The sequence below is a fragment of the Streptosporangium sp. NPDC048047 genome, from assembly GCF_040653115.1.
Lineage (GTDB): Bacteria > Actinomycetota > Actinomycetes > Streptosporangiales > Streptosporangiaceae > Streptosporangium.
On sequence record NZ_JBEZNH010000005.1, the window covers coordinates 245659 to 256956 of the forward strand.

Annotated in this window: 10 protein-coding genes; 5 read left to right on the forward strand and 5 right to left on the reverse strand. The window is 71.6% G+C overall.

Annotated features, from left to right (window positions below):
* Positions 1-41: 41 nt before the first annotated feature.
* Together frr and AB0D67_RS06935 are read left to right on the forward strand one after the other, a co-directional pair.
* Positions 42-599 (forward strand): ribosome recycling factor, encoded by a 558-nt coding sequence (gene frr / locus AB0D67_RS06930; RefSeq protein WP_362930759.1) that lies wholly within the window; start codon positions 42-44, stop codon positions 597-599.
* A 68-nt stretch (positions 600-667) separates the two neighbouring features.
* Positions 668-1492 (forward strand): phosphatidate cytidylyltransferase, encoded by an 825-nt coding sequence (locus AB0D67_RS06935; protein ID WP_362930761.1) that lies wholly within the window; start codon positions 668-670, stop codon positions 1490-1492.
* A gap of 34 nt (positions 1493-1526) precedes the next feature.
* Here the strand turns inward: AB0D67_RS06935 and AB0D67_RS06940 are convergent, their stop codons facing one another.
* Positions 1527-2609: a suppressor of fused domain protein gene (locus AB0D67_RS06940; protein WP_362930763.1), complete on the reverse strand. Its 1083-nt coding sequence runs from the start codon at positions 2607-2609 to the stop codon at positions 1527-1529.
* Positions 2610-2673: 64 nt separating this feature from the next.
* On the opposite strand from AB0D67_RS06940, the gene rlmN reads away from it, so the two are divergent.
* On the forward strand, positions 2674-3795 hold the full coding sequence (gene rlmN / locus AB0D67_RS06945) for a 23S rRNA (adenine(2503)-C(2))-methyltransferase RlmN (RefSeq protein ID WP_362930765.1): 1122 nt from the start codon (positions 2674-2676) through the stop codon (positions 3793-3795).
* Between the two features lie 118 nt (positions 3796-3913).
* Here rlmN and AB0D67_RS06950 read toward each other — a convergent pair whose 3' ends face one another.
* Positions 3914-5953, reverse strand: coding sequence for an endo-1,3-alpha-glucanase family glycosylhydrolase (locus tag AB0D67_RS06950; RefSeq protein ID WP_362930767.1), 2040 nt, complete (start codon positions 5951-5953; stop codon positions 3914-3916).
* A gap of 413 nt (positions 5954-6366) precedes the next feature.
* Here AB0D67_RS06950 and AB0D67_RS06955 point away from each other — a divergent pair, with 413 nt between their 5' ends.
* Positions 6367-6885: a DUF4143 domain-containing protein gene (locus AB0D67_RS06955; protein WP_362930769.1), complete on the forward strand. Its 519-nt coding sequence runs from the start codon at positions 6367-6369 to the stop codon at positions 6883-6885.
* 15 nt (positions 6886-6900) lie between these two features.
* On the opposite strand, the gene AB0D67_RS06960 is transcribed toward AB0D67_RS06955, so the two are convergent.
* The 3 genes from AB0D67_RS06960 to AB0D67_RS06970 form a co-directional block, all read right to left on the reverse strand.
* A complete protein-coding gene (locus AB0D67_RS06960; RefSeq protein WP_362930771.1) occupies positions 6901-7572 on the reverse strand; it encodes a hypothetical protein in 672 nt (223 codons plus the stop codon).
* Between the two features lie 34 nt (positions 7573-7606).
* Positions 7607-8413, reverse strand: a complete 807-nt coding sequence (locus AB0D67_RS06965) for an ATP-binding cassette domain-containing protein (RefSeq protein WP_362930773.1) — start codon at positions 8411-8413, stop codon at positions 7607-7609.
* 191 nt (positions 8414-8604) lie between these two features.
* Complete coding sequence (locus AB0D67_RS06970) at positions 8605-10074, reverse strand: PucR family transcriptional regulator ligand-binding domain-containing protein (protein WP_362930775.1); 1470 nt, start codon at positions 10072-10074, stop codon at positions 8605-8607.
* Between the two features lie 193 nt (positions 10075-10267).
* Here AB0D67_RS06970 and speB point away from each other — a divergent pair, with 193 nt between their 5' ends.
* Entirely contained in the window at positions 10268-11218 is a 951-nt protein-coding gene (gene speB / locus AB0D67_RS06975) for an agmatinase (protein ID WP_362930777.1), read from the forward strand.
* Positions 11219-11298: the final 80 nt, after the last annotated feature.

Sequence of the window (11298 nt, forward strand, 5' to 3'; positions counted from 1 at the left end):
AGTGAGTGAGGATGGTGAGTGACCGAGAAGAAGGAGTCGCTGTGATCGACGATACCCTCCTCGAAGCCGAGGAAAAGATGGACAAGGCCGTGTCGGTGGCGAGGGACGACCTCGCAGGCATCCGTACGGGCCGTGTCACCCCGTCGATGTTCAACAAGATCACCGCTGAGTACTACGGGACGCCCACTCCCATTCAGCAGCTGGCCTCGTTCCATGTCCCCGAGGCCCGCATGGTCATCATCCAGCCCTTTGACAAGAGCTCGATGGCCGCGATCGAGAAGGCGATTCGCAACTCCGACCTCGGTGTCAACCCCGGTAACGACGGTCAGGTCATCCGTGTGGCCTTCCCCGAGCTGTCGGAGGAGCGCCGCAGGGAGTACGTGAAGGTCGCCCGGACCAAGGCGGAGCAGGCCAAGGTCTCCATCCGCAACGTCCGTCGCCACGCCAAGGAGACGCTCGACAAGATGATCAAGGACGGCGAGGCGGGTGAGGACGAGGTGCGTCGCGCGGAGAAGGAGCTCGACGACCTCACCCAGAGGCACGTCGCTAAGATCGACGAGCTGCTCAAGCAGAAGGAAACCGAGCTGCTCGAAGTCTGATTCGTAATCCTTGTCCCGTCCGGGTCTCCGGTACGGGACAAGGATTTTGTGTACGGAAGTGGGACCCCTTGGAAGCTGCGGCGGGCGGTAGCCGTACCGGCCGGAATCTCCCCGCCGCCATCGCGGTGGGCGTCGGCCTGGGAGCGGCCGTCATCGGCTCCCTCTATTTCGTCGAGGAGCTCTTTCTCGCCCTGGTGATCGCGGCGGTGGGCCTCGGCGTGACGGAACTGGTCAGGTCGTTCGCGGAGAGGGACATCCGGGTTCCGCTGATCCCGTCGCTGGCCGGGATGACCGCCATGCTCGTCGGCGCCTACTACGGCGGCCCCGCCTGGATGCTCGGCCTCTTCGCGGCGACGGTCCTGACATTGATGATCTGGCGGATGTTCCAGGGCACCGAGGGGTACGTCCGTGACACCTCCGCCACCGTCCTGGTCGCGGTCTATCCGTCGTTCCTGGTCGCGTTCGTGGCGTTGCTGCTCAGTCATCCGGTCGACGGCCCGGACCGGGTGATCACCTTCATCGCCACCACGGTCGCGAGCGACATCGGCGGATACGCCGCGGGAATCCTCTTCGGCAAGCACAGGATGTCCCCGCTGATCAGCCCGAAGAAGACCTGGGAGGGTTTCGCCGGCTCGGCGGTCGCCTGCATGGCGGTGGGCGGCTGGCTGGTCTCCTGGCTGCTGGAGGCCGAGATCTGGAAGGGCGTCCTGATCGGCGCGGTGGTCGTGGTGTTCGCCACGCTCGGCGATCTCGTCGAGTCGGTGATCAAGCGGGACCTCGGCGTCAAGGACATGGGAAGCGTGCTGCCCGGCCACGGCGGCCTGATGGACCGGCTCGACTCCCTTCTCGCCGCGCTCATCCCGGTCTGGGCGCTGCTCACCCTGCTGATCTGATCGTCCCGGACGCTCCCGAGGGGCGTCCGGGAGGTCAGCCCACCCGGGTGATCCGGTCGGCCGACAACCGGGGCAGCAGCGCGCGGTAGCCGCTCACCGCGGCCAGGCGCAGCTCGTCGTCGGTGAGCGGCACCAGCCAGAGCCACCGTACGGCGTCGCCGCCGAAGGTGAAGCCCGACAGGTCCGGCAGGCCCGGCGGTCCGGCCAGCATGAGGACGCCGTTGTAGGCGGAGCCGAGGGGGAACGTCTCCGGCCGGTGGTACCACTTCGCCGTGTGCCCGTGGCCCAGCCAGGTGACCGAGTGCCAGGGGTACTGCGCCAGCCACAGGAACAGCCGGGCGGCCTCCCGGGCGTCGCCCCGGGTCGCGACGGCGAGCTCCACCCGGGCGTACGCCTCCGGGCGGTCGATGTACTGCTCCACGGTGGGCATCCGCTGGCAGCTCATCCCCACCGTGGACAGGATCGTGTGCTCCCGGCCCCGCTCCGGCGGCCGCTCGGTGATGCCGACCGTGGGCAGCCGGCCGCCGCCGGCGTCCCAGAACCTCCCCGCGGTGCCGACCGCCCGGTCCAGGTGGCCCATCACGAACTGCTGGAAGGACGCCCAGGAGCCCTCGCCGTCGCGCCATTCCCAGTAGGAGCCGGCCTTGGCCAGCCGCGGGGCCAGGGCTTCCATGGCGTCATCCAGGGACCAGGCGAACGGTGACTCGCCCACCGCGTCACGGGAGTATCCCGGCATGCCGCGGCTCACGTCGGCCCAGCCAGGAATGACCGCCAGCAACTCGTCGTTCTCGTACAGGGCGACGCCGTCGCCCTCCTCGAACCACAGTGACCGCAGGGTGCCCAGGGGTCGTCTGCCGCCGGGATGCCGGGTGTTCGCCCGGGGGGCCACCGGCGGGAGTTCGGAGGCCAGCCGATCCAGGTCGATGGTCTCCGGGGCCGGGACGTGGTTGGCCAGCCACACCGCTCCGTGGACCTCGCCCTTCGGACCGCACAGGTAAGCTACCGAGGAAGTCTCGTCGCGTTCGACCACCAGGGTGCGGCTTCCGTAGGGGCCGGTGTCGCTGAGCAGGATCTCGATGCCGTCTCCCCGCTCGCCTGCGGACCGGATTGTCGCCATATCTCCGGACTTTAGATCAGAGTCGAGTGTCGCTTCGAGTAACCGTCGAGAGAAGGCTTTGGACGTGTCGACTGCCAGCCAGCCCGGGACCCCCGTACCCGGCCAGCTCACCTTCGTGGCGCCCCGCAGGGCCAAGCCCGCGCGCCACCTGGCCGACCTGACCATGGCCGAGCGTCGCGCGGCCGTCGCCGAGCTCGGCGAGAAGCCGTTCCGGGCCGACCAGCTCTCCCGGCACTACTTCGAGCGGCTCACCGCCGACCCGGGCCTGATGACCGACCTGCCGGCCGCGGCGCGTGACAGGTTCGCCGCGCTGTTCCCGACGCTGCTCACCCCCGTCCGGGAGATGACGACCGACGGCGGCACCACCCGCAAGACGCTGTGGCGGCTCTTCGACGGCGCGCTGGTCGAGTCGGTCCTCATGCGCTACCCCGACCGCGCCACCATGTGCGTCTCCTCCCAGGCCGGCTGCGGCATGAACTGCCCGTTCTGCGCCACCGGCCAGGCCGGCCTGACCCGCAACATGAGCACCGCGGAGATCGTCGAGCAGGTCGTCGCCGGGGCGCGGGCCCTGGCCGCGGGCGAGGTCCCGGGCGGCCCCGGCCGGGTCAGCAACGTGGTCTTCATGGGGATGGGCGAGCCGCTGGCCAACTACAAGGCGGTGATCGGCGCCGTGCGCCGGATGGTCGAGCCCGCTCCGAACGGCCTGGGCATCTCCGCCCGCGGCGTCACCGTCTCCACCGTCGGGCTGGTCCCCGCGATCGGCAAGCTCGCCGACGAGGGCCTGCCGGTGACGCTGGCGCTGTCCCTGCACGCCCCCGACGACGAGCTCCGCGACACCCTGGTGCCGATCAACACCCGGTGGAAGGTCGCCGAGGTCCTCGACGCGGCCTGGGCGTACGCCGCCAGGACCAAGCGCCGCGTCTCCATCGAGTACGCGCTGATCAAGGACGTCAACGACCAGGAGTGGCGGGCCGACCTGCTCGGCAAGCTGGTCCGCAACAAGCTCGTGCACGTCAACCTGATCCCGCTCAACCCCACCCCGGGCTCGAAGTGGACGGCCTCGCGTCCGGAGGACGAGCGCGCCTTCGTCCGCCGCCTGCAGTTCCACGGCGTCCCGGTGACCGTCCGCGACACCCGGGGCCGCGAGATCGACGGCGCCTGCGGCCAGCTCGCCGCCGCGGAGTAGCCCACCCGTCCGGGCGGCGGCGGGAGACGTCCGGGCCCTGACGGCCGCGGAGACCGGGAGGGCCGGGAGGGCCGCGGCATGCGCCCCTCCCGGCCCGGTGACGGGATCCGGAGGATCCTCAGAGAGGCCGCGAGCAGGGCAGGCCGCCGCCCGCGTGGTTGATCAGATCCTGGTAGACGACGCTCTTCCGGATCGGGGTGCGGCTGGTGACCGTCTGCACGGTCTTGCCGTCCCGCACGAGCTCGAAGACGGGAGTCGTGCCCGGCACCATCGGCACCTTGAACGACACCATGCCCGCCGAGGTCACCTCCTTGGTCTTCACGTCGCCGCCCTGCCTGACCACCAGGGTCCCCGGCGACTTGACGAAGGCGAGCAGCTCGACGTTGTCGGTGGCCGCGTCGCCGTAAGGGATGGCGATGGGGCCGATGGTCTGCTTGGTCGCGTCGAACGGCGCGTCGGTGCGGTGACTGCGGTGGAAGTAGTACAGCGCGTCACGGACGACGCCCGGCGCCTTGCCGGTCTTGAACCATGTGGTGTAGTAGGCGATCACGTCCGTCGGCGCGTATCCCCGCTCCACCGAGGGCGCGAGCCAGGATTCGGCGTAGTCGTTCCAGGTGGTCAGGGAGACGATGTCCGCGTCGCCCTCCATCGCCTTGACGAAGGACTGTCGCAGCGTGCCGCTGTTGGACGGTTCCCAGTACCTCTTGTCACGCGGGCGCACATCCTCCAGGGCCGCCGGGGCCATGTAGAAGCGTCCGCGCCTGGCGGCCTCGATGCCCGCCTTGCGGTAGCCGTCGGTCGAGCTCTCCCAGCGGACGCCCCACGAGGAGTAACCCGCCACCGAGTCGTTCCACTCGGTCTTACCGCTGCCGCTCCAGTCCAGGAAGATCGGGACGAGGGACGTCTTCATGCCCTGCGTCGCCAGCTTCGCCCGCAGGTCGTCCCACCAGGCGGGTGACTGCCGCTCGGGGTAGAACGGCGCGAGCGGGACGGTGCCGTCGGGCAGGCGGTAGAGCGAGGGGTGCCCCTTGGCGAGAAGGACGTCGGAGATCACCTTGTCCGGCGAGGCGCCCTTGGTGGTGGGGAAGTCCGGGCTCAGCATGATCCGGAATCCGGGGTCGACGGCCTTGGCCGCCGCCAGCAGGTCGGCTATGTGGTTGAAGCGCTGGTCGGTCGCCGAGGTGTGGTGCTCGTAGATGAACCCGTCGAGTCCCATCGCGATGGCCTGCCGGACCTCGACCTCGAAGTCGGCCTGGCGCCAGCCGCTTCCCGAGCGCACCGGCCGGGGGAGCGGCCTGTCCCGGGCGTAACCGCCCTGCGCGGCGTACATCCCGTTGGAACCGGCGGGGTCGAGCCAGGAGGCGTACTGGTCCTTGGCCGGGTCCTTGTTGTCGATCGACAGCGGGTAGGGCGGGAAGTAGAAGGCGAACACCTTCTTGTCGTATGAACGCAGCGCGGCGGCCGACGGCTTGTCGAACGGCAGGCACTGGTTCCCGCCGGATGTGGGGGTGGCCGTCGGGGTGGCGCTCGGCGTCGCACTCGGAGTCGCACTCGGCGTGGGGGAGGGGGTGGCCGTGGCGAGGGTGTAACTGATCCTGAGGCGGGGCCCCTTGCCCGCGGTGCGCGTGGAGTACAGCACCGCCACCGGCCCGCTGGACGCGGTGAGGCCGAAGGAGTAAGTCCCGTTGCCGAGGTAGGCGTCCGAGACGTCCAGGTCGGCGACGGCGTCCGCGGTGAAGCCGGTATGCGTGCTCAGCGCCGTGCCGAAGGTGGGACGGGAGTTCCATGATGTGCCGGTCTGCGACCAGGAGCCGGTGACCTTGTGCACCGAGACCGTGGTGTCCGTCGTCCTGGTCGCCCGTACCTGCAGGGTCATGGTGACGTTCGCGGCGTTCTCCGGAACGCCGGAGACGGTGAAGCCGGTGAGCGCCCTGCGCTCGCCGGCCGTGGAGCCGCTGCAGGCCTTCGCGCACACGGAGAGCCATTCGGCGGTGCCGTACGCCGTGGCGGGGGCGGCCTGGCTGATGAAGACGTCCTTGGCGGGCTGGACCACGAGGTTCACCGGGGCCGCCCGGGCGGTCGCATGGGCGGCGCCCAGGGGGACGGCGCAGACCATGGTGATGAGGGCGGCCAGCGCCGCCCGTCTGAGGGGGAACAAGGAACCTCCTGCGGGTGCTCGGAAACATGATCATCGCACCCGTGCCGAAAGGAGGTAATGGACATTGAATATTATTGTTCAACGTCCCCTATATTCTTTATAGGGGTATTAATCCCATTGGAGCGGTACATTTTTCGGGAGTACGCCCGCCGCCGGGACAGCCGCCTGCCCGGGCGGCGCGAACGGGCGTACCGCGTCCGAATCATCGGCGGATCCACGACCGTTCCGCCGGAGGGCAGGCGACCGGTCTGTCAGCTGACCAGCGACCATCCTCTCAGGGACATGGCGGCCATCCTCTCAGCCATCCTTGAGTTGTGCCATGCTGAAGCCATGGTCGGTGCTGTACAGAGCCCTCTCGGCAGGGTCCTTCTCCCGGGTCGCTGAGCGGTGAGACCGGGCTCTCCGCGGCCACGGTGCACCGTTATCTGAGCCTGCTGGAGGAGGTCTTCCTGATCAAGCGGGTCCCCGCCTGGTCACGCAACCTCAGCAGCCGTGCGGTCGGAACGCCCAAGGTGGCCTTCGTCGACTCGGGGATCGCCGCGAACCTGCTGGGTGCCGACGCGCGGAGCCTGCTGCGGCCCGAAGGGGCCTTCGGGCCGCTCCTGGAGGGCTTCGTGCTGATGGAGCTGTCCCGGCAACTCTCCTGGGCGGAGGAGCGCGTGGAGCTGTTCCACTACCGCACCAAGGACAAGGTGGAGGTGGACGCCGTCCTGGAGAACCGGCGGGGACGCGTGGTCGGCATCGAGGTGAAGGCGTCATCGACGGTGCGGCCGGACGACTTCCGGGGGTTGCGTCACCTCGCCGGCCGCCTGGGGGATGACCTCGCGGCGGGAATCGTCCTCTACACGGGGACGCAGACGCTTCCCTTCGGGGAGCGCATGCGGGCCATGCCGGTGAGCGCTCTCTGGGAGGTGGCGGCGCCCCGGCGATGATCTGCCGGTTCGGGCCTACGGCCTGGTGCGGCGGAGCCGTGTGTAGGCGACGAGGCCGGCGGCGGACCAGAGGAGCGCCGCGGCGGCGACGGGGAGCAGGACGGTGTCGAGGACGCCGTCGTTGGCCGCGCGCATCCACGGCATGACCGGCACCGTGAACCGGCCCACCGGGGTCAGGCTGACCAGCAGCAGGGCCACGTACCCGCCGAACAGCGTCAGCATCGAGGCGGCCGGGGACGGCATGATCGGCTGGCTGGTCAGCGCGCCCAGCGCCGTGCCCGCGGTCAGGCCGAGCAGGTGCAGGACGGCGCCGCGCGCCACGTCACCGGGCGCGGGCGTGGCGGCGAAGCCGTGCAGCAGCGGCGTGACGACCGCGATCGCCGCGAACGCGAGGTTGACGGCGAACGCGGCCAGCAGCCCCGCGCCGATCTCCCGCCCGGGACCGCCGGCCGCCGTCATCGAGACCAGCCGCTGCGCCGCCGGTTCGGTGTCGAGCAGGCCGCGCGCGGCCCAGGCGAAGACGACGATGAGCAGGCCGGCCGAGTCGGCGTAGGAGGACAGCTCCTTGCCGGGCGGCGTCAGCGTCGAGTAGAAGATCACCAGCATCAGGAGCAGCCCGATCGCTGGCTGGAACAGCCGGTGGGAACGGGCGTAGGCGCTCAGCTTGAACCGGATCAGACGCGTCAACGATGCCTCCTGCCGTACGGCGTGCTCTCGGGGGTCACGCGGTCCGCCGTACGGTGTAGCCGTCGGCGCGGAGCTTCTGTTCGACCTCGTCGGCCTCGCCGGGGTCCACCAGCACCTCGATGACCTCCCGGCCACCCGTGCCGGGCCCCTGCCCGGACGCCCGCCCGGTGTCCCGCTCCCACCCGGGCCCGGGATCCGGGCCGGGCTCCGGCTCTGATCGCCACCCGGATTCCGTCCCGGCGGAGCGGACGGTGACCGCGCCGTCGGCGACGAGCCAGCGGTCGGCGCCGGGGAACTCCCGGAGCTGGTTCTGGTGGTCGCTGACCACGACCGCGCCGCCGCGGGCGGCGATCTCACCGAGGATGACCGGGAGTTCGGCGCGGGTCTGCTCGTCCAGCCCGGCGAAGGGCTCGTCCAGGATCAGCAGGTCCGGCGGGCCCAGCAGCGACTGGATCAGCCCCACCTTCTGCGCGCTGCCCTTGGACAGGTCGCCGAGCAGCAGGCCGAGCAGGTGGACGGCGTTCAGCCGCCGCGCGAGGTCGCCGGCCGCGGCGGGGGAGACGCCCCTGACGCGGGTCATGTGGTCCAGGTAGGCGGAGACGGTGAAGGGCTGGCCGGTGGGGAAGACGTCGGGGGCGTAGCCCACGGCGCGGGGCCGGCCGGAGACCGAGCCGCGGGCCGGCGGGACGAATCCGGCGAGCAGCCGCAGCAGGGTGGACTTGCCGGCGCCGTTGCGGCCGGTGACCTCGACGACGGACCCCGGGCGGAGCGTGAGCTCGACGTCCCTGAGGATCCAGGGGCCGCGGCGGGAGTACCGGAAGGACACCTGGGAGAGCCGCATGGACCGCACCCTACCGGGATCATGCTCTCCACGCTCCGGCCGCCGGAAACCGCTCCGGCCGCGGGCCGGTGGGACCGGCCGGTCCGCTGCCGTCGGCCGGCCGGGGGCCCCGAACCGTTCGGATCCATCCGGTCAGCCGGTCGTCCGTCCCGGTCGCGGGCCGGTGAGACCGGTCGGCCCGGGACCGTCGGTCAGCCGGTGAGGCCGAGCTGCCCGGCGGCCCGTACGGCCAGCCACACCTCGGCGAACGCGCCCGTGGACGTCAGGTCCCGGCCGGTGAGCGCGGTGAACCGGCGCAGCCGGTAGGCGAGCGTGTTCGGATGGATGTGCAGGGCCGCCGCCGCGTCCTCGGTGCGGCGGTCGCGTTCCATCCAGGTGCGGACCGAGGCCAGCAGGCGGGAGTCGTGGGCGGCGTCGTACCGGATCACCTCGCCGAGCACGTGCTCGACCAGCGCCGAGAGCACCGCTGGGTCCTCCGGCAGCCATCGCCCGGCGGTGTCGTCGCCGTATCGGACGAGCGCCTGGCCCGACTCGGCCGCCCGGGAGACGGCCCACACCGCCTCCCTGCGGGCCACCCGCAGGGAGGTCCCGGCGGCGAACGGCCTGCTCATCCCGGCCGCGACGCCCGGCGCTCCGGCGACGGCGGCGGCCGCTTCGGCGGTGCCGAGGACGTAGCGGTCGTCACCCCTGCCGAGCATGAGGAACGGGCGGTCGTCCAGGGCGCGCAGCAGCCCGTCGTCGGACACGCCGCGGACGGCCAGCAGGACCAGCTCGTCGCCGGGCAGGCCCAGCCGGATCAGCCGCCGCCGGGCCGTGGCCGGGTCGAGCACGTCCTGCAGCAGCTCGGCCAGGATCTCCGCGCCCTCGCGGCGCAGGGTCTCACGCTCGTGGCGGGCCATGGCGACCTGGAGCGCGGCGACGGTGGCGATGTGCTGGGCCACCGCCAGGCCGGCCGGGCGGGCGCCCTCCCGCTCCAGGGCGACGAGGAAACCGGCCGGGCCGCCCGGCGCGGGCACCGGGAGGACGAACCCGCCGGGGATCGTCGGGGGAGTGTCCGCCGTCCTGGGCAGCAGATCCGGGTCGGGCACGGGGACGCCGGGCAGCAGAGGGCGGCCCTGCGGCGTGCACAGGTACACCGTGTAGCCGCTGAGCCGTTCCAGGCGGCGGAACAGCGTCGCGGTGCCGAGGTCCTCCGAGGCCATCCAGCGCAGCGCGCCGAAGACCTGGAGCTGCGCGCCGAGCCGCTGGCGGGCGTCCTCCCGCACGGCCGCGGCGACCTCCTGGCCGACGGCGATGAACGGTACGGCCAGCGGCACCTCCAGGACCGGCATGCCGCGCTCCTCGGCGGCGGCGAGGAACGCCGGGTGCAGCGGCGGCACGTGGAGCTGGGCCGACAGGGCCAGCGCGGACACCCCGGCGTCGTCGAGCCGTTCCAGGTAGGCCCGCTGGCGGGCGGCGGAGCGGGGGATCGCGATGCCGGTCGTCATGATCAGCTCGGCGCCCAGCAGCCAGGGCGTGGGATCGTCCAGTTCGCTGACGTGAGCCCAGGACACCGGGCGGCCGAGTCCCGCGCGGCCGGCGAGGACGCGCAGTTGCAGGGCCGGGAAGCGGACCAGCTCCTCGACGGTGAGCCGGTCGGCGGTGTGTTCGTGGTCGGCCACAGGAGACCCCGTCGTAGTTCGTGCTTCCCACAATACCCAAACGGGTATAAATCTCCCAGACTGTAAGGACAGCCCGCTCTGAGCCGGGCCTGCCACGCCCTCCCCCGCCGTTCCACGCCCCTCGGAAGAAGCCCCCGCAAGAAGCCCCCGCAAGAAGCCTCCCGAAAGACTCTCCTCGAAAGGACCGTGCGGCATGACCGAGCCCCGGGGCCCCGTCGACTCCTCCCGCGTCCCCCGCTTCGCGGGCCCGGCGACGTTCGCGCGTCTGCCGCGCCTGGACGAGGTCGGGCGCTGCGACGTGGCCGTGGTGGGGGTGCCGTTCGACAGTGGGGTCTCCTACCGTCCCGGCGCCCGCTTCGGCCCCTCCGCGGTCCGCGAGGCCAGCCGCCTGCTCCGGCCGTACCACCCCGGCCTGGACGTCTCGCCGTTCGCCGCGGTGCAGGTGGCCGACGCCGGCGACATCGCCTGCAACCCGTTCGACATCGGCGAGGCCGTCGAGGCGATCGAGGACGCCGCGACCCGGCTCCAGGAGGACGGCGCCCGCCTGGTCACCATCGGCGGCGACCACACCATCGCGCTGCCGCTGCTGCGCTCCCTGGCCAGGCGGCACGGCCCGGTGGCCATGCTGCACTTCGACGCCCACCTCGACACCTGGGACACCTACTTCGGCGCCGAGTACACCCACGGCACGCCGTTCCGCCGGGCGGCGGAGGAGGGCATCCTCGACACCGAGGCGATCGGCCACGTCGGCACGCGCGGCCCGCTGTACGGCAGGCGGGACCTCGACGACGACCGCCGCCTCGGCTTCGGCATCATGACCTCGGCCGACGTGATGCGCCGCGGTGTGGACGAGATCGTCGACGCGCTCCGGCAGCGGATCGGCGACCGGCCGCTCTACCTGTCGATCGACATCGACGTGCTGGACCCCGCGCACGCCCCCGGCACCGGCACCCCCGAGGCGGGCGGCCTGACCAGCCGTGAACTGCTGGAGATCCTGCGCGGCCTGGCCGGGTGCAACCTGGTCGGCGGCGACGTGGTCGAGGTGGCCCCCGCCTACGACCACGCGGAGATCACCGCGGTGGCCGCCTCCCACGTCGCCTACGACCTGGTCAGCCTGCTGGCGCTGTCCAAGCCCTCTTCCTGACGGGTCCGGGTCGTACGGCGGGCGGTGCCTAAGTCTCCGTTGAAGGCAGTCCTGCCGGGACCACGGGCTGAAATGGTTCC

Excerpts from the sequence above, each read along its gene's own strand:
- AB0D67_RS06940 (WP_362930763.1), bottom strand. The coding sequence starts at position 2,609 with ATGGCGACAATCCGGTCCGCAGGCGAGCGGGGAGACGGCATCGAGATC.
- AB0D67_RS06965 (WP_362930773.1), bottom strand. The coding sequence starts at position 8,413 with ATGCGGCTCTCCCAGGTGTCCTTCCGGTACTCCCGCCGCGGCCCCTGG.
- speB (WP_362930777.1), top strand. The coding sequence starts at position 10,268 with ATGACCGAGCCCCGGGGCCCCGTCGACTCCTCCCGCGTCCCCCGCTTC.